A 21,465-nucleotide genomic window follows, 5' to 3' on the forward strand; every position below is an offset into this window, starting at 1 on the left:
GGCCTGTATGTCTTCGGGTTAGAGGGCAGCGTGTCTTAGCCCAGAAATTCCGCGCCGAACAGCCAGACCGCAAGCGGCACCGGCGCCACGGCAAGACACAAGGTGAGAGCGAGGGGCAGGGGCCGGAACACGCGGCTCAGACCCGCAAGAAGCGACAGCCCGCCGCCGCCACCGATCACGGCATTGCCGGGCAGGTTCAAAAGCATTGCCAGCGTCAGATAGCGATAGCGCAGCAACCACGGTGCCGCCCATCGCGGAAGGCGCCGCCTCAGCAATGCCAGCCGCGCGTCGGCGCCAAGCGGCGCGATCTCCGCGATCATCCGGCAGGCCGAAGTCATGTGCAGATCCAGAAACAGCCGGTGCATGACGGTGATCGGCAGATAGCGGCCCAGAAGATAGGCCAGCAGAAGCCCGAGGACGGTGGCGAGATAGACCGCCGGCGCAATCTCCGCGCCGCGCATCAGTAACAGGGCCAGACCGATCTCCACCCCCGGCACGAAGGGCACGGAAATCAGAATTGCATAAAGCAGCAGGACGCCGCCGGTCAGGACGATCTGTGTCGCCCAACGGTCCGTTTCGGGCAGCCGGTCGCTGAGCGTCATCGCGACATCGTAGAGCGACAGAAGCAGAAGGGCCGCCCCGACCACGACCGCACAGCGCAAAGCCAGACGCGGCAACGCCACGCGCCAGGGCGGCGGCGTCAGATCCCGTGGCGGATCGGTCATCGACCGGGTTGGCGAGGGGGCATGCTCTCTCCGCGACTGCGTTCTGCGGAGTGTTCCGCCCTTGGTCTGGTTTGGTCAACATGCGGTTTCCGGGCCGCAAGACCGGCCCGGCTGGCCGATCCGACCCGCTCACGCCCGTCTGCGCCCGCCACGGCGCCCGCTGCGGCCCGCACCTGATGCAATCGCGGCCTTCGCCGCCTCGGGGAAGGGCATGCCCTCCTTCACGGCCTCCAAAACCTTGGCAAAGCCGATCCATTTGCCGCCATTGGGATCGTGGTTCATCAGGAAATTCGCGGCGTTCACCGCCTCCATCTCCACCGGACGTACCGGGTTCATGATGGCGCTGGTCATTCCCGCGCCGATCGCCATCGGCAGGAAAGCGGCGTTGATACCGTGGCGGTTGGGCAGGCCGAAAGAGATATTCGATGCGCCACAGGTTGTGTTTACGCCCAGTTCTTCGCGCAGCTTCGCCACCAGCGTGAACACCTGCCGCCCGGCGGTGGCCATGGCGCCGACGGGCATCACCAGCGGGTCGACCACGATGTCATGGGCCGGTATGCCGAAATCGGCGGCCCGTTCGACGATTTTCTTGGCGACGGCGAAGCGCACATCCGGGTCTTCGGAGATGCCGGTATCGTCATTCGAGATCGCAACCACAGGCACGTTATATTTCTTCACGAGCGGCAGGATCGCCTCCAGCCGCTCCTCCTCTCCGGTGACGGAGTTCAGAAGCGGGCGGCCCTCGGCCAGTTCAAGCCCCTTTTCCAGCGCGCCGGGGACAGAGCTGTCGATACATAAAGGAACATCCACAAGCCCCTGAACAAGCTCGATCATCTTGCCCATGAGCGGTGGTTCGGTCTCGTTCGGGTTGGGGTTGGAATTGTATACGACGCCCGCATTCACATCCAACACCATCGCACCGCAGGCCACCTGTTCCAGCGCGTCCTTCTCGACAGTGGAAAAATCCCCCGCTTCAAGCTGCGCGGCCAGCAGTTTGCGTCCGGTGGGGTTGATCCGTTCGCCGATCACGCAGAACGGCTCGTCAAAGCCGATGACGACGGTTTTGGATTTGGACTCAAGGACAGTGCGGGTCATGAATATTCCTGTTCAGACATTGGCGGGGCGGGTCGAGGCGCCCCCGTGATCGATGGCCCATTGGGCATTCGTCTTGATGCCGCCCAAGGGGAAGAAATGGACCGCCTCTATATTGAAATCCGGATTGGCAGCCTTGTGTGCGGCCAGTTTTGTCAGAATGTCCAGAGGCTCGAACGGCAAGAGCAGCTTGGTGACGTCCTTGGCCCGCTTCTGCAGCACGTCGAGCGACGGGCCAACCCCGCAGGCAATGGCGAAGCGGATCAGGGTCTGCAGCTTGGCGGGCCCCGCGATGCCGATATGGATCGGCAGGCGGATACCTTCGGCGGAAAGGCGGTCGGCCCATGCGATCACCGGCGCGGCCTCGAACGCGAATTGCGTGGCTAGCGCCATCTCCGCATCGGTGCGGTCGGCGAAATCCTGTTTCCAGCGCAGCGCCTCCATCACCATGGCATCGCCGCCGTCGGGGTCGATGTCGCGGTTGCCCTCGGGATGGCCTGCGACATGCAGACGCCTGAAGCCCGCCTTGTCGAACAGACCGGTTTCCATCAACTGCATGGAGCTGTGAAACGCCCCGACGGGCTTTGGCGGGCCGCCGGCCAGAAGCAGCGCCTGATCGACTCCCGCCTCGCCCTGGTAGCGGGCGATCCAGTCGGCCAGCGTCGCCTTGTCTGCGATTATGCGAGCCGGGAAATGCGGCATGACCGCATAGCCATCGGCGGCCAGACGCGCGGCGGTCGCCACCATGTCGTCAATCGGTGTACCCTCGATATGGGCGATGTAGACGCGGGTGCCTTCGGGCAGGAGCGCGCGGAAATCCTCGACCTTCTCGGCGGTGCGCGGCATCACCTCGATCGAATAGCCGTCCAGAAATGCCTCCAGCTCGGGGTTGACCGGCGGTGCGGGCATTGCGGCGGAAGTGCGTTTGAAGTTCAACAGGGCCATCAATCTCTCCAGGGGTGATGTCGGGCGCATGGGATCACGCGGCCTTGCCGCTTTCCCATCCGTCATTGGCGATCAGCGTTTTCAGACGATCCTGATCATAGGTTCGGTCCAGAAGGTCGGCTTGCGCCGCCGCGATCTCGTCCGGCTCGCCCTCGACCTCGAACGGCGCGGCCTTGCGCCAGTCGGCCAGATACGCGTCATCGTCCTTGGCGCCGACCTTCATCGCGCAGCGGTCGATTGCCTGTTCGAACCGCTCGGGCAGGGGGGCCTTGGACCCGCGCCGTCCCTTGCCCACAATGATCTGGGCCGGGATATCACGCCAGTAAACGATGGTGACGGCGGGCATGGGCGAATCCTTATCTCTGGCCGTCACCATATGGGCGGCTGACCTGCCCACCGGGCCTGTTTTCGACATCAATTGGGGCCGGAACGACCCCGGCCGAACCTTAGGCGCTGAGGCGGGCTCAGGCCAGCGCCGCGGGCCGTCATAATTCTCATGATGATGTTGAGGGCGAGCAAGAGCATTGTGAGTTCACGACCGGGCCGCTACATTCGGGACAACTTGATCATTCGGAGGGGCCGATGTCACGCAAGCGTGTTCACGGTGGCGGCCCGTTCCCCAGACCCGTCGCCCCGGTCAGCCCGGTGGCGGCCCCGCCTGACGAACGGAAACCCGCTGCGGACAATCGCCCCGATCCTGCGGATCTTTATGCCGCGCTGGATCTGGGCACCAATTCCTGTCGCATGCTGATTGCGCAGCCCAAGGGCAATCAGCTGCATGTGGTGGATTCATTCTCGAAATCCGTGCAACTGGGCCATGGGCTGGAAGCGTCGGGCCGGCTGTCGCGAAGCTCCATGGCGCGCGCGGTCGGCGCTCTGAAGATCTGTCAGCGCAAGCTTGGCCAGCACGATGTGCGCCGCGCGCGTCTGGTGGCGACCGAAGCCTGCCGGCGTGCGGTCAATGCGCGCGATTTCATCAATGTGGTCAAGCGGGACACGGGGCTGGAGCTGGAGATCATCGAGCCGGAGGAGGAGGCGCGGCTGGCTGTGGTGTCCTGCGCGCCGCTGGTGTCCACCCGGACCGAGCAATTGCTGGTCGTCGATATCGGCGGCGGCTCGACCGAGCTTGTCTGGATCGATCTGAGCCGGGTGCCCGCGCTGGAACGCCCCCGCGCGATCATGCGGCTGCATCAGGGCTTCGATCACGAGGATACGGTTTTTCCGCGCGCCAAGGTGGTGGACTGGATTTCCGTGCCATTGGGCGTGGCGACGTTGAAGGACATGTATTCAGACGTGACCGACGACAGCGCGCGCTTCGCGCTCATGAGCTGGTATTTCGAGGAGCAGCTTGCGGAGTTCTCGCCCTATGACGATGCGGCGGACCAGGCCCGCGAGGGGTTCCAGATCATCGGCACCAGCGGGACGGTCACGACCGTGGCGGCCAGCCATCTGGGCCTGCGGCGCTATGACCGCAACAAGGTGGACGGGCTCCGGATGACCTCCGACCAGATCGACACGGTCATTCAGGGATATCTGAGCCTCGGCCCCGAAGGCCGGCGCAAGGACCCCCGGATCGGACGGGACCGGCAGACCCTGATCATGTCGGGCGCGGCGATCCTGCAGGCGCTGCTGCGGGCCTGGCCCACGGACCGGCTGAGCGTGGCCGACAGGGGCCTGCGGGAGGGGCTGCTTTATGCGCAGATGTCCTCCGATGGTGTTCTGGAGGATGGTCCGCTATAGGAATGGCGCCCGGGCCTTGCCCGGGATCCGGCGAGGGTCGTCTTGCACCGGGGCGGGACGCGCGCGCGGTTCGGCCGCGAGGTTTCCGGCGGGATGATTTTTGAAACACTGAGGCAAGGAGCTCAAGCGCACCATGGCGAAGGGCACAAGCGGGCGCGGGCAGCGCGATTTGCGGGTGAAGGTGAAGACCGCGCGGGGGCGCAAGCTCAGCTCGACCCTGTGGCTCGAACGGCAGTTGAACGACCCGTATGTGAAACGGGCCCAGGCGGAGGGATATCGCGGGCGCGCGGCGTTCAAGATTTCCGAACTGGACGACAAGTACCGGTTTCTGGTGCCCGGTGCGCGGGCGGTCGATCTGGGATGCGCGCCGGGTGGCTGGTGTCAGGTGGCGGTGAAGCGGGTCAACGCCCTGGGCGACCGCCCGGGCAAGGCGGTGGGCCGGGTCATCGGGCTTGACCTGCAGCCGGTCGAGCCGATTGCCGGGGCCGAGATCCACCAGCTCGATTTCATGGAAGACGGGGCGGACGCGCAGGTGAAAGCCTGGCTTGGCGGCAAGGCCGATGTGGTGATGAGCGACATGGCGGCGGCGGCGTCGGGGCACAAGCAGACCGACCATCTGCGGATCATCGCCTTGTGTGAGGCGGCAGCGGAGCTGGCCTTCGACGTGCTGGAGGAGGGCGGCACCTTCGTCGCCAAGGTATTGGCCGGTGGCGCCGAGGGGACGTTGCAGAAACGGCTCAAGCAGCGGTTCACCAAGGTGGCCAACGTGAAACCCGCGGCGAGCCGTGCCGACAGTTCGGAGAAATTCGTCGTCGCCACCGGGTTCAAGCCTGCCGAGGATGTGGAGTGACGCGGCAATTTCGCCAAAGCCGCCGCGTACCAGATTTGGGGGTTTCCCTTCGGCGCGCCCCATGAGATAGCAGCATGCCAACGGAAACTCCCCCAGGAGGTCGCGTGATGGAGATTCGTGAGGCCCTTACCTTCGACGACGTGCTGCTTGTGCCGGGCGCCTCGTCGGTGTTGCCGAGCACGGCCGATACGCGGACAAAGGTGACCGCGTCCATTGCCCTGAACATCCCGCTTCTCAGCTCCGCCATGGACACGGTGACCGAAGCGCGCATGGCGATCGCCATGGCGCAGGCCGGCGGCATGGGCGTGATCCACCGTAATCTGGATATCGAGGCGCAGGCGCGCGAGGTCCGGCGCGTGAAGCGGTTCGAAAGCGGCGTGGTCTACAACCCGATCACATTGAAGCCTGACCAGACGCTCGCCGATGCCAAGGCGCTGCAGGAACGCTATCGGATCACCGGGTTTCCGGTGGTGGACGAGGCCGGGCGCGTTCTGGGCATCGTGACCAATCGCGACATGCGCTTTGCGACCGATGACAGCACGCCGGTGCGGGTGATGATGACCTCCGACAATCTCGCGATGCTGGAAGAGCCCGCCGATCTGGCCACCGCGCGCAGCCTGATGCAGGCCCGGCGGATCGAAAAGCTGCTGGTCGTGAGCAAGACCGGCCGCCTGACCGGGCTTCTGACGATCAAGGATATCGAACAGGCGGTTCTGAACCCCTCGGCCTGCAAGGACGAGCTGGGGCGACTGCGCGTGGCCGCGGCGACGACGGTGGGCGATGCCGGGTTCGAGCGGTCCGAGGCATTGATCGATGCGGGATGCGACCTGATCGTGATCGACACGGCCCATGGGCATTCCGAAGGCGTGGGACACGCGGTGGAGCGGGTCAAGAAGCTTTCCAACGCCGTGCAGGTCGTGGCCGGCAACGTCGCGACGGGCGAAGCGACGCGCGCATTGATCGGCGCGGGCGCGGATGCGGTCAAGGTGGGGATCGGGCCGGGCTCCATCTGCACAACGCGGATCGTGGCCGGCGTGGGCGTGCCGCAATTGACCGCGATCATGGATTGCGCCGAGGCGGCCGCCGCCACGGGTACGCCTGTGATTGCCGATGGCGGCATCAAGTATTCCGGCGATTTTGCCAAGGCGATCGCGGCGGGTGCCCATTGCGCGATGGTGGGCAGCATGATCGCCGGGACCGACGAAAGCCCCGGAGAAGTGATCTTGTATCAGGGCCGCAGCTTCAAGAGCTACCGGGGCATGGGGTCGCTTGGCGCGATGGCCCGGGGCTCTGCCGACCGGTATTTTCAGAAGGATGCCGCAAGTGACAAGCTGGTGCCTGAAGGTATCGAGGGGCAGGTGCCCTACAAGGGCAGCGCCGGCGCCGTGATCCACCAGCTGGTCGGCGGGTTGCGCGCCGCCATGGGCTATACCGGCAGTGCGACGGTGGCCGAGATGCGTCAGGGCTGCCGTTTCGTGCGGATCACCGGGTCGGGCCTCAAGGAGAGCCACGTGCATGATGTCCAGATCACGCGGGAAAGCCCCAATTATCGTTTGAGCTGAGTATGATGTCGGCCAGTCTTGATGTGATCAGGTGACCCCCGAGGCGCGATATGCCGCCGCGATGACCGTTCTGGACCGCTGGTTGCAGGATGTGCCCGTGGAAAAGGCGCTGACCGGGTGGGCCCGGGGCGCGCGATATGCCGGATCGAAAGACCGTGCCGCCGTGCGCGACCATGTGTTCGACGTGTTGCGCTGCAAGGGCCGCTGTGCGGCGCTTGGCGGGGCGGAGACCGGCCGCGGCCTTGTGCTTGGTCTGATCCGGCTGAACGGTCTGGCCCCGGAGGCGATCTTCACCGGACAGGGGTTCGCGCCGCCCGCGTTGAGCCCGACCGAAGCCTCGGTCCCCACGCCGGCGCCGGATGTTCTGGCCGATCTGCCCGGCTGGCTGTCGCCCGCGCTGCGGCAAAGCTTCGGCGCCGACCTGGCTGATCTGGCGCGAGCCATGGGGCAGCGCGCGCCTGTGTATCTGCGGGCCAACCTTAGAAAAACCACGGTAGATGAAGCGGTTGCGCTGCTGACTTCAAGCGGGATCGGGGCCCGCGCCGTTCCGGGATGCGAGACCGCGATCGAGGTGATCTCCGGCGCGCGCGGTGTGCGCCACACGCAGGCCTATCTTGATGGGCTGGTGGAACTGCAGGATCTGTCGGTACAGCGGGCCTGCGCGGCGGTGGACTGGCCGGTGGACGGGCGCATTCTCGACTATTGCGCGGGCGGCGGCGGAAAGGCGCTGGCCATCGCCGCCCGATCCGATGCGGAGATATCAGTGCATGACGCCAATCCGGTGCGCATGGCCGATCTGCCCGCGCGGGCGGGCCGCGCCGGGGTTCGGCTGATTGCACGGAAAACATCCGCGCTCACAGGCGCGGGCCCGTTCGATCTGGTGCTTGCGGATGTTCCATGCTCCGGCAGCGGGACATGGCGGCGCGATCCCGAAGCGAAATGGCGGCTGACGCCGGAGCGGCTGGCGGATCTGCGGCGACTGCAATCCGATATTCTGGATCGGGCCGCCCGGCTGGTTCGTCCCGGCGGATCGCTTGTCTACATGACCTGCTCGCTCCTGCAGTCGGAGAATGAGGAACAGGTTGAAGCCTTCCTTGCCCGCACGCCCGGCTGGGTTCTGACCGGGCGGCATATCGAGACCCCGCTGACCGCGTCGGACGGGTTTTTCATGGCCGAGTTGACGCAGGCCACCTCAACAGCTTAAAAATTTAGGAAAAGCTGGCGGTCGCACGCCGATTTTAAGACCCGTTTAAGCATTTGATTGCGAAATGGGAGACACCGAATCGGATTGGAGGTTGACTGTGGCGGATCAGGCTTTGGAGCCCGGCAAGATGCGGGCTCCCCTCGGAACGGCCCCGCGTCAGCCATGGCTGCTGTTCGGTATGGCCGCGATATGCGCCGCAGCCGGCTGGTTCGTGCCCTCCGCCCTCGGGGCGCTTTTGCTCTTTGCCGCGGCCGGCTCGATCGTGGTTCTGGCGCTGATGCTGATGGCGAAGACCTATCTTGGAAAATCCGGAGAGCGTCGCGCGCTGATACAGGCGATTTCGCTGATCGAGCTTGATCCGGCGCCATGTTTCTGCACCGACGAACAGGGGCTGGTTCTTGCCCAGAACATCTCCGCGACGGACCGGTTCGGAGACCGCGCGGGCCAGCCCATGTCGCGCGCGCTCAGCGGCCTGCTTGCGAATGCGCCGGCGGTGGTGTTCCGGCAGGAGACCGCCCTGTCGCGCACAAGGATGGCGCGGGAAACCGTCGTGACCCGCAAGGGCCATGTCCGGGTTACGGCCTATCGCGTCGGAAAGGGAACGCTCTGGCGGCTGGATGAAAGCGTCGAGAGCACCAATCGCAGCGGCGATCACATCGCCCTGCCGATGATGGTGGTCAGCCAGAATGACACGATCCTGTCGATGAACGATGCGATGCGCGACACGCTTGGGCGCCGCGCGCGCAGCCTGTCGCAGGTTTTCAGGCAACTGCCCCTGATCTCCGGCCAGCGGCGGACCCTGCGGACCGAAACGGGCACGATCGACGTGACCCCGGTCGAAATCAAGGCCGGCGATGGGCGGCGCGAGATTTATCTGGTGCCCGCCTGCGTCAGTGGCAGCATCGGGGATGAGGGCGTGGCGGCCCGCGCGTTCGAGGCGTTGCCTGTCGCGCTTGTCCATATCGGCAGCGATGGCGAGGTTCTGGCCTTCAACCAGCATGCGCAGACGCTTCTGGGCCTCTCGCCCGGGGAGGGGCCGTTTCTGTCGAACCTCGTGGAGGGGCTTGGCCGCCCCGTCGAAGACTGGATCCGCGACACGCTGGAGGAACGCATTCCCAACCGGCCCGAGGTGGTGCGCGCCAAACGCCGGGACGAGGATTGCTTCCTGCAGATCACCCTTGGACGCATCGCCACGAGCAAGGGCCCGTCGCTGCTTGCGGTGATGCATGACGCGACCGAGTTGAAGACGCTGGAGCAGCAATTCGTCCAGAGCCAGAAAATGCAGGCCATCGGCGAACTGGCCGGTGGCGTGGCCCATGATTTCAACAACCTCTTGACCGCGATCACGGGGCATTGCGACCTGCTGCTGCTGCGCCACGATCAGGGCGATCCGGATTACGGGGATCTCGTGCAGATCAACCAGAACGCCAACCGCGCGGCCAGCCTGGTGGGGCAATTGCTGGCCTTCTCCCGGAAACAGACGCTGCAGCCCGAGCTTCTCGACCTGCGCGACACGATGGGCGACCTCACCCATCTTCTGAACCGGCTGGTGGGCGAAAAGGTGCAACTGCATCTGTCCCATGACCCGGCCCTGCTGCCGATCCGGGCCGATTCCCGCCAGCTCGATCAGGTGATGATGAACCTTGTGGTGAACGCGCGCGATGCAATGCCCGATGGCGGCGCGATCCATGTGGAGACCCGGATGGTACGGCTCCGCGAAGCGCTCAGCCGGGATGAGGCGGTGGTGCCGCCCGGGCAATATGTCTCGATCACGGTCCGGGATGAGGGCTCGGGGATCCCCCCCGACAAGGTCAGACGGATATTCGAGCCGTTTTACACCACGAAAGGCGTCGGCGAGGGCACGGGCCTTGGGTTGTCGATGGTTTACGGGATCATCAAGCAGACGGGCGGCTACATCTTCGTTGACAGCGAGATCGGCAAGGGCACGACCTTCACGATCTACTGTCCGGCCCATGACCATCCGGCGGCTGAGGAGACACCCGTTCCATCGGAGCGTCCGGCGGCGGCGGTTCCGGAGCAGCTAGCACAGCCGCCCGCGCCGGCAGAGCCGGAAACGCCCGAACCGGAGCAGGATACCGGTCCGGCCGCGCCGGGTGACGGGGTCGTTCTGCTGGTCGAAGACGAGGCCCCGGTGCGCGCCTTCGCCTCCCGCGCTCTGCGGCTGCGCGGATATACGGTGCTGGAGGCGGAAAATGCGGAGGAGGCGCTGGAAACGCTGCGCGATTCGGCGCTCTCAGTGGATGTCTTCGTGACCGATGTGGTGATGCCCGGAATGGACGGCCCAAGCTGGGTGCGCCTTGCGCTGAAGGACCGGCCTGGTGTGAAAGTCGTGTTCGTCTCGGGCTATGCGGAGAACGCGCTGGACAAGACCAGTGAAGAGATCCCGAATTCCGTCTTCCTGCCCAAGCCGTTCTCCCTCTCGGATCTGACGGCGACGGTGCAGCGCCAGTTGCATTGAGCCAGCGCCCGACCGATGGCCGGCCACGCCGCCATGACCATGGGTCTGAGGTATCGAACTAGGGTCGCTGTTCCGTGAGCCAGGCCCAGAGATCGAATTCCGCCGAGCGTTCGCTGCGCAGCCGTTTCTCCAGTTTCGGGGACAGGTTCACCGCCATTTCGGGAGAAACGTTGCGCCGGGGCAGGGCGAGATCCGCGCCGAGCCGGGTTTCGAGGAAATCGACCGCCTCGTCCAGCCGGTCATAGCGAAACAGATGAGTAACTCCGCAGGCCGCATCCCCGTCGCGCAGAAACCGGGCCTGTGATCCGATATTGGCGAATGCGGGCGGATTGTCCGTCAGCCAGGCGGTGACGAACCCGTCAAAATCGACCCCCCCGGTCGAGTTGTCCTTGCCGGCCAGTTGCGGGCGGCGGCGGTACCGGTACCAGCTGTCGAGCCAGGATACGGGCTCGCGCATCACCGCCATGGTCTCCATTTCATGGCGGCCGCGCTGTTCGAAGAATCCCGCAAGCATGTTGCGGTAGCGGCTGACGGAGACATGTTTCATGCCCGGCGGATCGAGGATCGCGGCGCTGGCATGGGGCAGCAATGCCGCCTCCAACGCCGTCGTGCCGGTTTTCGGCACCGCAAAAAGAACCAGTTTTTGCTTCCAGAACAATAACATGATCACACCCCTGACTGATTTTTCCTACGCTAACCGGTTCTTAACCCTTCCGGGAAAAAACTTGGCTCTACAAGATTTCACTTGAAATGTTCTCTTTTTGTGCGCATCACCGATATAGAACAAGAGGCGAACACAGAGCATCATTGCCGCCCCCATGGCGGTATGAAATAAGGGATCAACACTCATGGCAATGGCGAACATTCTGGACATGACCGACCGAAAATCCGCGGATAAGCAAAAGGCGCTCGACAGTGCGCTGGCCCAGATCGAACGCCAGTTCGGCAAGGGCTCGATCATGAAGCTGGGTGGCGAAAACGTCATCAAGGATATCGAGGCGACCTCCACCGGGTCTCTCGGTCTGGACATCGCGCTCGGCATCGGCGGTCTGCCGAAAGGCCGGGTGATCGAGATCTACGGGCCGGAAAGCTCGGGCAAGACCACGCTCACGCTGCACGCGGTGGCCGAGGAGCAGAAAAAGGGCGGTGTCTGCGCCTTTGTCGATGCCGAACATGCGCTTGATCCGCAATATGCCCGGAAACTGGGCGTGGATCTGGATGAGTTGCTGATCAGCCAGCCCGACACCGGGGAACAGGCGCTGGAGATTGTCGATACGCTGGTGCGCTCCGGCGCGGTCAGTATGGTGGTTGTCGATTCAGTCGCCGCCCTGACCCCGAAATCGGAACTGGAAGGCGACATGGGCGACAGTTCGGTCGGTGTGCATGCCCGGCTGATGAGCCAGGCGATGCGAAAGCTGACCGGGTCGATCAGCCGGTCCAACTGCATGGTGATCTTCATCAACCAGATCCGCATGAAGATCGGCGTGATGTTTGGCAGCCCCGAAACCACGACCGGCGGCAACGCGCTGAAATTCTATTCCTCGGTCCGTCTGGACATCCGCCGGATCGGCGCGATCAAGGACCGTGACGAGGTGGTCGGCAACGCAACCCGCGTGAAGGTGGTGAAAAACAAGGTGGCGCCGCCTTTCAAGCAGGTCGAGTTCGATATCATGTACGGCGAAGGCATCTCCAAGACCGGCGAGTTGCTGGATCTGGGCAACAAGGCCGGCGTGGTGGAGAAATCCGGCTCGTGGTTCTCCTATGGCGACGAGCGCATCGGTCAGGGACGCGAGAACGCCAAGCAGTTTCTGAAAGACAACCCCAAGATCGCGCTGGAGATCGAAGACAAGATCCGCGCGGCCCATGGTCTGGATTTCGATCTGGCCCCGGGTGATCCCGTGGCCGATGACGAGGACATGATCGAGGACTAGGCCAGCGGCGACGCGCCCGGCACGGCCCGAGCGCGCCTTGTCCCGAAAGCCCCCCGGCCCGGGGTCGGGGGTCCGGCATATCCCCCGGAAAGGCATCGCGGTGGCGGTGCCTTTTCTTCTGTGATCGCCGGGCCCGATTGGCCTGTGGACAGGGCCGTGCGGCAAGGCTACATCCCTCTAACGCGCGATCCGCCACTCCAGAAGAGACGTCACATGGCCAGCCTGAACGATATCCGCACGACCTTCCTCGACTATTTTGGCCGGAACGGGCACGAGATTGTCGAAAGCTCCCCGCTTGTGCCGCGCAATGACCCCACGATGATGTTCGCCAATTCGGGGATGGTTCAGTTCAAGAATGTCTTTACCGGGCTGGAACACCGCGACTATACCCGCGCGGCCTCCAGCCAGAAATGCGTGCGCGCGGGCGGCAAGCACAACGATCTGGATAATGTCGGCTATACGGCGCGGCATCATACCTTCTTCGAGATGCTGGGCAATTTCAGCTTCGGCGACTATTTCAAGAACGAGGCCATCCCCTATGCCTGGGAGCTGATCACCCGGGATTTCGGGATCGACAGGACCCGTTTGCTGGCCACGGTCTACCATACCGACGACGAGGCGTTCGAGGTCTGGAAAAAGGTGGGCGTGCCTGAAGACAGGATCATCCGCATCCCGACCCATGACAATTTCTGGCAGATGGGCCCCACCGGGCCTTGCGGCCCCTGCACCGAGATCTTCTACGATCACGGCGATCATATCTGGGGCGGCCCGCCGGGCTCGCCCGAGGAGGATGGCGACCGGTTCATCGAGATCTGGAACATCGTCTTCATGCAGAACGAGCAGTTTGCCGACGGCTCCATGGTGCCGCTGGAGATGCAGTCGATCGATACGGGCATGGGCCTGGAGCGGATCGGGGCGCTGTTGCAGGGCAAGCATGACAATTACGATACCGACCTGATGCGCAGCCTGATCGAGGCCTCCGCCCATGCCACATCCGTGGATCCGGACGGCCCGAAGAACGTGCATCACCGGGTGATCGCGGACCATCTTCGCTCAACCTCGTTCCTGATCGCCGACGGGGTGATGCCGTCGAACGAGGGCCGCGGCTATGTGCTGCGCCGGATCATGCGCCGGGCCATGCGCCATGCGCATCTTCTGGGCGCGCAGGATCCGCTGATGTATCGCCTCGTTCCGGCGCTGGTCGCGCAGATGGGTCAGGCCTATCCGGAACTGGGCCGCGCGCAGGCGCTGATCACCGAGACGTTGAAGCTTGAGGAAGAGCGGTTTCGCGCGACCCTGGACCGGGGGTTGCGCCTGTTGGACGAGGCGTTGGATGACCTGCCCGAGGAGGCGCATCTGCCCGGTGAAACGGCCTTCAAGCTTTATGACACCTATGGCTTCCCGCTCGATCTGACGCAGGACGCGCTGCGCGAAAAGGGCCGCGTGGTCGATGTGGACGGGTTCGATGCAGCGATGGCCGAACAGAAGGCCAAGGCGCGGGCCGCCTGGGTCGGGTCCGGTGAGACGGCGGATGCCAAGATCTGGTTCGATCTGGCCGACGAGCACGGCGCGACCGAATTCCTCGGCTATGACACCGAAATCGCGGAGGGGCAGATCCTGGCCCTGGTCAGCGACGGTGCGCCCGTTGAGACGGCCAAGGCCGGAGAGCGTATCGCGATCGTGCTGAACCAGACGCCGTTTTATGGCGAAGCGGGTGGGCAGGTGGGTGACAGCGGCATCCTCAGGTCCGAAACCGGGCAGGCGCGGATCACCGACACACGGAAGGCCGGCAATCTGTTCCTGCACATGGCGGAGGTCACCGAGGGCGAGATCGCCCGCGGCAAGGCGGCAGTGCTTGAGGTCGATCACGCACGGCGCGACACGATCCGGGCCAACCATTCGGCCACGCATCTGCTGCACGAGGCGTTGCGGCGGGCGCTTGGCGACCACGTGGCTCAGCGCGGCAGCCTGAACGCGCCCGACCGGCTGCGCTTCGACTTCAGTCATTCCAAGGCGCTGAGCCTCGCCGAGCTGAAGCGGGTAGAGGACGAGGTGAACGCCTTCATTCGCCAGAACGCTCCCGTCGAAACGCGGATCATGACGCCGGATGCGGCCCGTGACCTCGGCGCGCAGGCGCTGTTTGGCGAGAAATACGGCGACGAGGTCCGCGTGGTGTCCATGGGCATGCTGGACGGCTCGGGCAAGGGCACGGACAAGCGGACCTATTCGATCGAGCTTTGCGGCGGCACCCATGTGCGCCAGACCGGCGATATCGGCGTGTTCGTGACGCTTGGCGACAGCGCCTCCAGCGCCGGGGTGCGCCGGATCGAGGCGCTGACCGGGGCGGCGGCGTTCGAATATCTGTCGGGGCAGGATCGACGGCTGGCGGAGGTGGCTCTGGCGCTGAAAGCCCCGGCGGGCGAGGTTCTGGACCGTGTCGCGGCCCTGCAGGAGGAGCGCAAGAGCCTTGCCAATGAGGTGGCGCAGCTTCGCAAGCAACTGGCGATGAGCGGCGGGGCAGGTGCCCCCGCGCCCGAAGCGCGCGAGATCAACGGCATTGCCCTCCACGCGCAGCTTTTGCAGGGCGTCACCGGCAAGGATCTGCCCGGCCTCGTGGATGAGCACAAGGCCCGGCTCGGCTCCGGTGCGGTTCTGCTGATCGCCGATGCGGGCGGCAAGGCCGCCGTGGCCGCCGGTGTGACCGATGATCTGACCGGGCGGCTGAGCGCGGTCGATCTGGTCCGCGCGGCGGTCCCCGAACTTGGCGGCAAGGGGGGGGGCGGACGGCCCGACCTGGCCCAGGGCGGCGGCGCGGATGCCAGCAAGGCCGCTGCCGCGATCAAGGCCGCCGAGGCCGTTTTGCAAGGAGTATAGCCGATGCCCGGAGCATTCTGGATTGCCCATGTCACCGTCACCGACGAGGAGGCGTATATGAAATATGCCGCCATCGCGACCGAGGCGATTGCCGAACATGGCGGGACGTTTCTGGCCCGCGGGGGGCGGGCGGTACAGAAGGAAGGGCGTGCCCATCCGCGCAATGTGGTGGCGCGGTTCCCCAGCCTTGAAGCGGCGGAAACCTGTTATAATTCAGACCGGTATCAGGAAGCGTTGAGCTTTGCGCAAGGCGCGTCCGAACGGGATCTGGTGCTGGTCGAAGCGCTGGATTGAGCGCCGGTCCTTCCCCGGGCGCTGCCGACCGCTTGCGCCAGATCGGCGGGGGCGACGACGCTGATGCCCTGACGCGCTGAATGAGGGCGAGCCGGATTTGCCGCTGGGCCCGGGTGCGACGCGATCAGGGGGCGCCCGCGGCCATCACAGGGGCAGGGTGAGGGTATCCTTCAGCTCTTCCATGACGAAGCTGGCGGACACGTCGTTGAGCTCCACCTTCCGGATCAGCCGCTGATACAGTCGGTCGTAATCCGCGACATCGGCCACGCGCGCGCGGATCAGATAGTCGAGATCGCCGGTCATCCGGTAGACGCCGAGGATCTCCGGCATTTCCCGCACGGCGCGGCCGAATTTCTCCAGCCAGTCCGCGTCGTGGCGCGCCGCATGGACCTGAATGAAGACCATCAGGCCAAAGCCCAGTTTTGCGGGGTCGAGCAGCGCCACTCGCCCGGTGATGACACCGCGTGTCTCCAGCGCGCGGACACGGCGCCAGCAGGCATTGCGCGACAGGCCCACCCTTGCCCCCAACTCTTCCAGTGCGATATCGGCCTCGCGTTGCAGAACGCTCAGGATTCGACGATCCGTTTCATTAAATGTCTCCATAATTGCAGATATACCGTGCATATCTCCCGAAATCACGCAAAATCCGCACGGATATGGGAGGCATTCTCTCTCCATGCCGGTCATGATTGGCCTTGCGACAGGACATGGAGGACCGAAATGATCACGCGTATCTTTCTGAGCCATCCGCAGGATGTGGACGAAACCTATCTGCAACACGCGGCCTTTGCCGGAAAATTCGCGGGCCGTCTGTTTCTGGCAAGCTGCGCCGCGGCGGTTCATGCAGTGATCCCGTGCCTGTTCGAGAAAACCGCCAGCCGGATCACCGCCGAGCTTTATGCCAAGACCCATAATCGCGGGCAGTAGCCGGCTGTCTGCCGCCGTTACCCGGATGCAGGCCGTGTGACCACCCACCGGCCGCGCGCCTGCGTGGCCAGTCCGAGCGGCAATAAGAAAGGCCGCCCTGCGGAGCAAAGCGGCCTTCTGTCATGTTTCGTGGCGGGCGCGGATCAGCCGGCCAGCGCCTTGTTCAGGTTCTCATCAACCTTCTCAAGGAAGCCCATCGTGGTCAGCCATTTCTGATCGGGGCCGACCAGCAGCGCCAGGTCCTTGGTCATGTCGCCGCTTTCCACGGTATCCACGATCACTTTCTCCAGCGTTTCGGCGAAGTTCTTCAGCGCGTCGTTCCCATCAAGCTTGGCGCGGTGCTTGAGCCCGCCGGTCCAGGCGAAAATCGACGCGATGGAGTTGGTGGAGGTCTCCTTGCCTGCCTGATGCTGCCGGTAGTGCCGGGTGACGGTGCCATGTGCGGCCTCCGCCTCGACGATCTTGCCGTCGGGCGTCATCAACTGGGAGGTCATCAGACCAAGGGAGCCGAACCCCTGCGCAACGGTGTCGGACTGCACGTCGCCGTCATAGTTCTTGCAGGCCCAGACAAACCCACCGGACCATTTCATGGCCGAAGCCACCATGTCGTCGATCAGGCGGTGTTCATAGGTGATGCCCGCCGCTTCGAACTTGTCCTTGAACTCCTCGTCAAAGACCTTCTGGAACAGGATCATGAACTGGCCGTCATACTGTTTCAGAATGGTGTTCTTGGTCGAGAGATAGACAGGCCAGCCAAGCGACAGGCCATAGTTCATCGACGCCCGCGCGAAATCGATGATCGACTGGTCGAGGTTGTACATGCCCATATAGACGCCGGAGGACGGGGCTTTGAACACCTCGCGCTCATCCACGGTGCCGTCATCGCCGACGAATTTCATCGTCAGCGTGCCGGGGCCGGGGAATTTCATGTCCGTCGCGCGATACTGGTCGCCATAGGCGTGCCGGCCGATCACGATGGGTTGGGTCCAGCCCGGCACCAAGCGCGGCACATTCCGGCAGATGATCGGCGCGCGGAAAACGACGCCGCCCAGGATGTTGCGGATCGTCCCGTTTGGGCTGCGCCACATCTTTTTCAGGCCGAACTCCTCGACCCGCGCCTCATCGGGGGTGATGGTCGCGCATTTGACGGCGACGCCGACCTCCTTGGTCTTCTCGGCTGCGTCGATGGTGATCTGGTCTTCGGTCCGGTCCCGCTCTTCGATGCCGAGATCGTAGTAGAGCAGATCCACGTCCAGATAGGGCAGGATCAGCTTTTTCTTGATGAAATCCCAGATGATCCGGGTCATCTCATCGCCATCCATTTCAACGATTGGGTTGTCTACCTTGATTTTCGACATCTGGCGTCCCTCTGTTCTTCGGTGAATCGCATCTTGCGCGCGGTCTAGCGGATCATGCGGCCGCAGGGAAGTGTGTATACCGATGTATACCGGTGGCGTGGTGTCGCGGGGCCCTCGTTCAGGCCTTGCGCAGGAAACCCCAGATCATCGCACAGGTCCAGATCAGACCGAGGGCGAAAGCCACCATCCCGAGCGGCGGAAAAAGACCCAGTAGCCCCGCGCCGATACCAAGGATCGAGATGACAGGTGGCCATGGCCGGGCCTGCAGGGCCGTGCCGTTGACAAGGATCAGCCAGAGCGCGCCCAACAGCGCGGACCCAAGGGCGAGCAGGCCGATTGCGGGCATGAGGGAGGGGCTGGCCAGCCCGCTCATCAGCGCGATGCTCAGCGCCGCGTTCCCCACCAGGCAGGCGGCCGCCAGAAACCCGGGCCAGCGGATCCATCCGGCGTGATGCGTCAGGTTGCGGATCGCAATGACGAGCGTGATCGTCGCGGCCGCGGATATCAGTTTGAGCGCATCCTGAATCCAGAAGGCGGAGGGCACTTCCACGGCGCGGCGGGCCATCATCACGGGGTCTTGCATCGCGCTTGCCCCGATCCAGACCACCCCGATCAGAAGCATGGAGAGTGATGTGATCCCGTCGGTCGCCGCCGCGGCGGCGCCGGTGATGCGGCTGGAAGGGTTCGGTTCGGTCTGCACGTCCGGCCTCCTTTACAAGGAGATTGTGCCGTGGAACCGGAGTTGCAACATCTGCGGCTCAGACTTTCAGCCGGGGCCTTTCCGCGCGAGCTGCTCGGCCAGATACTTTCGCGCCCGCGCCTCGGCCATGCGGACGCGAACGGCGGTGCGAAACGCCTCCTCCGTCGAGGGGGAAGAGGCACCGATCACCTCGGCGACGCGATTTATCAGAAGATCGTCGTCAAGGGCTTCCGCCGCCTCGATCGTGTCTTTGGCGAGTTTATCGGCAAGCTCTTCGACAATACTCATGGGCGTGGTCTCTAGCGTGTGGTTTCCGTCAGCCGCCGGCGCACATAGGTCTGAACGCTCTCGATCATCGGGTCCATATGCGGATCTTCGAAGAAATGGCCCGCGTTTTCCACCTCTTCATGGGTGATCGTGATGCCCTTCTGCTCATGCAGCTTGTCCACCAGAATGCGCGTGTCCTGAGGTTTGGCCACGCGGTCGGAGGCCCCGTTGATGATCAGGCCCGAAGCGGGGCAGGGCGCCAGAAAGCTGAAATCATACATGTTGGCGGGGGGCGAGACGCTGATGAAGCCGGTGATTTCCGGGCGCCGCATCAGAAGCTGCATGCCGATCCACGCGCCGAACGAGAATCCGGCGACCCAGCAATGCTTCGAATTCGGGTTCATCGACTGAAGATAATCGAGCGCTGAGGCGGCATCGGACAATTCGCCGATGCCCTGGTCATATTCGCCCTGCGACCGGCCGACACCGCGGAAATTGAAGCGCAGCACCGTGAAGCCCATATTGTAGAATGCGTAGTGCAGGTTATAGACCACGCGGTTGTTCATCGTGCCGCCGAATTGCGGATGCGGGTGCAGGATGATGGCAATCGGCGCGTCCTTGGCCTTTTGTGGGTGATAACGACCCTCAAGCCGACCTTCTGGGCCGGGGAAAATGACCTCGGGCATCATGCCTCCTTCGTGGCGGTCCGGTTGACGACGGCTTGACAGCAGGGCCGGGCGCTACCTAGAACAATTCTAAACTCCGGGCGTGTCGGAGAAATGGGTGGATGGCAATTAAGCCGCCCGCCGGCAAAGGTCAATGTTTCGGCGCGTCTTGCGCCAATGATGGAGACGGCGGCAATGAAACTCAGCACCAAGGGCCGGTATGCGATGGTGGCGCTCGCCGATCTGGCTTTGCAGACGGATGATGGGCTGACCTCGCTTTCGGAGATTGCGAAACGCCAGGATATCTCGCTTCCCTATCTCGAACAGCTTTTCGTCAAGCTGCGCCGGGGCGGGTTGGTGGAATCCGTCCGCGGGCCGGGTGGCGGGTACCGGCTGGCCAAGCTGCCCGCGGAGATCCGGGTGGTGGAGATTTTCGAAGCCGTCGACGAAACGGTGAGCGCCCTGCACACGGGCGCGGGCGCGTCGGGCGGAAGCTCGGGCAGCCGCGCGCAGAGCATGACCAACCGGCTGTGGGAAAGCCTGAGCGCCCATGTCTATGTGTATCTGCATCAGACCCGCCTGTCCGATGTGGTGACCAATGAACTGACCCCATGCCCGGCGGTGCCCAATCTTTTCGAAGTGGTGGATGACGCTTGACGGCGCCGGTTTACGGCATATCGCGGCTGACCGGCTCGGCGCGGTCGTGTGACGGGCGGTCCCCTATTGCGCGTGCGTTGCGCGGCCGGATAGCCGGGGCCGCGCGCGACGCGGTGTGTCCGCGATGAACCGGGTCTATCTGGATCATAACGCGACCATGCCGCTGCGGGCGGAGGCGCGCGGGGCGATGGTGGCGGCGATGGATATCGTCGGCAATCCGTCCTCCGTGCATGCGGAGGGGCGCGCGGCCAAGGGGCTGGTGGAGACCGCCCGGGCCGAGGTCGCCGAGGCCTTCGGGGCGCAGGCCGCCGATATCGTCTTTCTGTCCGGCGCGACGGAAGCGGCGGCCCTTGCCTGCGCGGGGCGCGGTCTGCACGGGGCGGCGGTGGAACATGATGCGGTCCGCGCGTGGATCGCCGAGGATCTGGCCGTGGACCGGGCCGGGCAGGTGGCGATCGCCGATCCGGGCCGAAGTGCTGTGCAGTTGGCCAATTCGGAGACCGGCATTCTTCAGACCCTCCCCGAGGGTCTCGCCGTCAGCGACATGACGCAGGCTTTCGGCAAGCTGCCCGTGGCCTTCGACTGGTCCGGCGTCGATATGGCGCTGATCTCGGCGCACAAACTGGGCGGGCCGAAGGGAATCGGGGCGCTCGTTCTGCGCCGCGGGCTGGATCTGGAAGCCCGTATCAAGGGCGGCGGGCAGGAGATGGGCCGGCGTTCGGGCACGGAAAACATCATTGGCATTGCAGGATTTGGGGCTGCTGCACGGGCTGCGACACAAGATCTGGAGGCTGGTGTCTGGGACAAGGTTGCCAAACTTAGAAATATTCTAGAAACAGCTCTGGAAGCCCGCGCAAAAGAGACTATTTTTGTCGGGAAAGATGTCGAGCGGCTTCCCAACACGTCCTGCATCGTGACGCCGGGCTGGAAAGGGGAGACGCAGGTGATGCAGATGGATCTGGCCGGGTTCGCAATCTCGGCAGGGTCCGCCTGTTCATCGGGCAAGGTCAGATCCAGCGCCGTTCTGCGCGCAATGGGGTTCGACGAGACCGCGGCGGCCAGCGCCATTCGCGTCTCGCTTGGCCCGGAGACGACCGAGGAAGAGGTCTTGCGATTCTGCGAGACCTGGTTAGGAGCCCATGCCCGGTTTCGGGCGCGGGTCGCGTAGCAGGGCAGGGCTGTAGACCCGGTTCTG

At 64.3% G+C, this 21,465-nt stretch carries 21 protein-coding genes; 11 read left to right on the forward strand and 10 right to left on the reverse strand.

Going from position 1 to position 21,465, the window contains the following annotated elements; translation table 11 throughout:
• Positions 1-35 precede the first annotated feature (35 nt).
• The 4 genes from ACQ651_RS04605 to ACQ651_RS04620 form a co-directional block, all read right to left on the reverse strand.
• A complete protein-coding gene (locus ACQ651_RS04605) occupies positions 36-725 on the reverse strand; it encodes a hypothetical protein (protein WP_375552577.1) in 690 nt (229 codons plus the stop codon).
• A gap of 129 nt (positions 726-854) precedes the next feature.
• Positions 855-1,820: a methyltetrahydrofolate cobalamin methyltransferase gene (locus ACQ651_RS04610; protein WP_121898030.1), complete on the reverse strand. Its 966-nt coding sequence runs from the start codon at positions 1,818-1,820 to the stop codon at positions 855-857.
• 12 nt (positions 1,821-1,832) lie between these two features.
• Positions 1,833-2,762, reverse strand: coding sequence for a methylenetetrahydrofolate reductase (locus tag ACQ651_RS04615; protein WP_227285533.1), 930 nt, complete (start codon positions 2,760-2,762; stop codon positions 1,833-1,835).
• Positions 2,763-2,796: 34 nt separating this feature from the next.
• Positions 2,797-3,108 (reverse strand): virulence factor, encoded by a 312-nt coding sequence (locus tag ACQ651_RS04620; RefSeq protein WP_227285534.1) that lies wholly within the window; start codon positions 3,106-3,108, stop codon positions 2,797-2,799.
• A 236-nt stretch (positions 3,109-3,344) separates the two neighbouring features.
• Here ACQ651_RS04620 and ACQ651_RS04625 point away from each other — a divergent pair, with 236 nt between their 5' ends.
• The 5 genes from ACQ651_RS04625 (at position 3,345) to ACQ651_RS04645 (ending at position 10,597) form a co-directional block, all read left to right on the forward strand.
• On the forward strand, positions 3,345-4,502 hold the full coding sequence (locus tag ACQ651_RS04625; RefSeq protein WP_430448537.1) for a Ppx/GppA phosphatase family protein: 1,158 nt from the start codon (positions 3,345-3,347) through the stop codon (positions 4,500-4,502).
• A gap of 133 nt (positions 4,503-4,635) precedes the next feature.
• Positions 4,636-5,352 carry an RlmE family RNA methyltransferase gene (locus ACQ651_RS04630; protein ID WP_227285536.1) on the forward strand — a complete coding sequence of 239 codons (717 nt, stop codon included), beginning with the start codon at positions 4,636-4,638 and terminating at the stop codon, positions 5,350-5,352.
• Positions 5,353-5,459: 107 nt separating this feature from the next.
• A complete protein-coding gene (guaB, locus tag ACQ651_RS04635) occupies positions 5,460-6,914 on the forward strand; it encodes an IMP dehydrogenase (protein ID WP_227285537.1) in 1,455 nt (484 codons plus the stop codon).
• Positions 6,915-6,945: 31 nt separating this feature from the next.
• Entirely contained in the window at positions 6,946-8,118 is a 1,173-nt protein-coding gene (locus ACQ651_RS04640) for an RsmB/NOP family class I SAM-dependent RNA methyltransferase (protein WP_430448538.1), read from the forward strand.
• 127 nt (positions 8,119-8,245) lie between these two features.
• Entirely contained in the window at positions 8,246-10,597 is a 2,352-nt protein-coding gene (locus ACQ651_RS04645; RefSeq protein ID WP_430448540.1) for an ATP-binding response regulator, read from the forward strand.
• Between the two features lie 58 nt (positions 10,598-10,655).
• Here the strand turns inward: ACQ651_RS04645 and ACQ651_RS04650 are convergent, their stop codons facing one another.
• Entirely contained in the window at positions 10,656-11,261 is a 606-nt protein-coding gene (locus ACQ651_RS04650; protein ID WP_375552570.1) for a gamma-glutamyl kinase, read from the reverse strand.
• A gap of 184 nt (positions 11,262-11,445) precedes the next feature.
• Between ACQ651_RS04650 and recA the strand changes: the two genes are divergently transcribed.
• The 3 genes from recA to ACQ651_RS04665 all read left to right on the forward strand — a co-directional run bounded on the left by recA (position 11,446) and on the right by ACQ651_RS04665 (position 15,696).
• The gene (gene recA, locus ACQ651_RS04655) at positions 11,446-12,528 is read left to right on the forward strand and encodes a recombinase RecA (RefSeq protein ID WP_227285541.1); all 1,083 of its coding nucleotides are present in this window, start codon (positions 11,446-11,448) and stop codon (positions 12,526-12,528) included.
• Positions 12,529-12,741: 213 nt separating this feature from the next.
• Complete coding sequence (gene alaS / locus ACQ651_RS04660; protein ID WP_430448542.1) at positions 12,742-15,402, forward strand: alanine--tRNA ligase; 2,661 nt, start codon at positions 12,742-12,744, stop codon at positions 15,400-15,402.
• A gap of 3 nt (positions 15,403-15,405) precedes the next feature.
• Positions 15,406-15,696 carry a DUF1330 domain-containing protein gene (locus tag ACQ651_RS04665; protein ID WP_227285543.1) on the forward strand — a complete coding sequence of 97 codons (291 nt, stop codon included), beginning with the start codon at positions 15,406-15,408 and terminating at the stop codon, positions 15,694-15,696.
• A 144-nt stretch (positions 15,697-15,840) separates the two neighbouring features.
• Here the strand turns inward: ACQ651_RS04665 and ACQ651_RS04670 are convergent, their stop codons facing one another.
• Entirely contained in the window at positions 15,841-16,299 is a 459-nt protein-coding gene (locus tag ACQ651_RS04670; RefSeq protein WP_430448544.1) for an Lrp/AsnC family transcriptional regulator, read from the reverse strand.
• 117 nt (positions 16,300-16,416) lie between these two features.
• Between ACQ651_RS04670 and ACQ651_RS04675 the strand changes: the two genes are divergently transcribed.
• Positions 16,417-16,623: a DUF6356 family protein gene (locus tag ACQ651_RS04675; protein WP_227285545.1), complete on the forward strand. Its 207-nt coding sequence runs from the start codon at positions 16,417-16,419 to the stop codon at positions 16,621-16,623.
• A 143-nt stretch (positions 16,624-16,766) separates the two neighbouring features.
• Here ACQ651_RS04675 and ACQ651_RS04680 read toward each other — a convergent pair whose 3' ends face one another.
• From ACQ651_RS04680 to ACQ651_RS04695, 4 genes are all read right to left on the reverse strand, one after another.
• Complete coding sequence (locus ACQ651_RS04680) at positions 16,767-17,981, reverse strand: NADP-dependent isocitrate dehydrogenase (RefSeq protein ID WP_121898017.1); 1,215 nt, start codon at positions 17,979-17,981, stop codon at positions 16,767-16,769.
• A 118-nt stretch (positions 17,982-18,099) separates the two neighbouring features.
• The gene (locus ACQ651_RS04685; RefSeq protein ID WP_430448546.1) at positions 18,100-18,681 is read right to left on the reverse strand and encodes a hypothetical protein; all 582 of its coding nucleotides are present in this window, start codon (positions 18,679-18,681) and stop codon (positions 18,100-18,102) included.
• 66 nt (positions 18,682-18,747) lie between these two features.
• On the reverse strand, positions 18,748-18,969 hold the full coding sequence (locus ACQ651_RS04690; RefSeq protein WP_227285547.1) for a hypothetical protein: 222 nt from the start codon (positions 18,967-18,969) through the stop codon (positions 18,748-18,750).
• An 11-nt stretch (positions 18,970-18,980) separates the two neighbouring features.
• Complete coding sequence (locus tag ACQ651_RS04695) at positions 18,981-19,634, reverse strand: alpha/beta hydrolase (RefSeq protein WP_227285548.1); 654 nt, start codon at positions 19,632-19,634, stop codon at positions 18,981-18,983.
• Between the two features lie 174 nt (positions 19,635-19,808).
• Between ACQ651_RS04695 and ACQ651_RS04700 the strand changes: the two genes are divergently transcribed.
• Both ACQ651_RS04700 and ACQ651_RS04705 read left to right on the forward strand, forming a co-directional pair.
• The gene (locus ACQ651_RS04700) at positions 19,809-20,270 is read left to right on the forward strand and encodes an Rrf2 family transcriptional regulator (protein ID WP_227285549.1); all 462 of its coding nucleotides are present in this window, start codon (positions 19,809-19,811) and stop codon (positions 20,268-20,270) included.
• A gap of 124 nt (positions 20,271-20,394) precedes the next feature.
• Complete coding sequence (locus ACQ651_RS04705) at positions 20,395-21,438, forward strand: cysteine desulfurase family protein (protein ID WP_430448548.1); 1,044 nt, start codon at positions 20,395-20,397, stop codon at positions 21,436-21,438.
• Positions 21,439-21,465: the final 27 nt, after the last annotated feature.

Origin of the sequence: Rhodophyticola sp. (assembly GCF_965284195.1) — a bacterium.
GTDB lineage: Bacteria > Pseudomonadota > Alphaproteobacteria > Rhodobacterales > Rhodobacteraceae > Rhodophyticola.

Coding starts and splice junctions, on each gene's coding strand:
- alaS (WP_430448542.1), top strand. CDS start 12,742: ATGGCCAGCCTGAACGATATCCGCACGACCTTCCTCGACTATTTTGGC.
- ACQ651_RS04645 (WP_430448540.1), top strand. CDS start 8,246: ATGCGGGCTCCCCTCGGAACGGCCCCGCGTCAGCCATGGCTGCTGTTC.
- recA (WP_227285541.1), top strand. CDS start 11,446: ATGGCAATGGCGAACATTCTGGACATGACCGACCGAAAATCCGCGGAT.
- ACQ651_RS04625 (WP_430448537.1), top strand. CDS start 3,345: ATGTCACGCAAGCGTGTTCACGGTGGCGGCCCGTTCCCCAGACCCGTC.
- ACQ651_RS04620 (WP_227285534.1), bottom strand. CDS start 3,108: ATGCCCGCCGTCACCATCGTTTACTGGCGTGATATCCCGGCCCAGATC.
- ACQ651_RS04605 (WP_375552577.1), bottom strand. CDS start 725: ATGACCGATCCGCCACGGGATCTGACGCCGCCGCCCTGGCGCGTGGCG.
- ACQ651_RS04705 (WP_430448548.1), top strand. CDS start 20,395: ATGAACCGGGTCTATCTGGATCATAACGCGACCATGCCGCTGCGGGCG.
- ACQ651_RS04690 (WP_227285547.1), bottom strand. CDS start 18,969: ATGAGTATTGTCGAAGAGCTTGCCGATAAACTCGCCAAAGACACGATC.
- ACQ651_RS04665 (WP_227285543.1), top strand. CDS start 15,406: ATGCCCGGAGCATTCTGGATTGCCCATGTCACCGTCACCGACGAGGAG.
- ACQ651_RS04630 (WP_227285536.1), top strand. CDS start 4,636: ATGGCGAAGGGCACAAGCGGGCGCGGGCAGCGCGATTTGCGGGTGAAG.
- ACQ651_RS04650 (WP_375552570.1), bottom strand. CDS start 11,261: ATGTTATTGTTCTGGAAGCAAAAACTGGTTCTTTTTGCGGTGCCGAAA.
- ACQ651_RS04680 (WP_121898017.1), bottom strand. CDS start 17,981: ATGTCGAAAATCAAGGTAGACAACCCAATCGTTGAAATGGATGGCGAT.
- guaB (WP_227285537.1), top strand. CDS start 5,460: ATGGAGATTCGTGAGGCCCTTACCTTCGACGACGTGCTGCTTGTGCCG.
- ACQ651_RS04615 (WP_227285533.1), bottom strand. CDS start 2,762: ATGGCCCTGTTGAACTTCAAACGCACTTCCGCCGCAATGCCCGCACCG.
- ACQ651_RS04610 (WP_121898030.1), bottom strand. CDS start 1,820: ATGACCCGCACTGTCCTTGAGTCCAAATCCAAAACCGTCGTCATCGGC.
- ACQ651_RS04700 (WP_227285549.1), top strand. CDS start 19,809: ATGAAACTCAGCACCAAGGGCCGGTATGCGATGGTGGCGCTCGCCGAT.
- ACQ651_RS04675 (WP_227285545.1), top strand. CDS start 16,417: ATGATCACGCGTATCTTTCTGAGCCATCCGCAGGATGTGGACGAAACC.
- ACQ651_RS04670 (WP_430448544.1), bottom strand. CDS start 16,299: ATGGAGACATTTAATGAAACGGATCGTCGAATCCTGAGCGTTCTGCAA.
- ACQ651_RS04695 (WP_227285548.1), bottom strand. CDS start 19,634: ATGCCCGAGGTCATTTTCCCCGGCCCAGAAGGTCGGCTTGAGGGTCGT.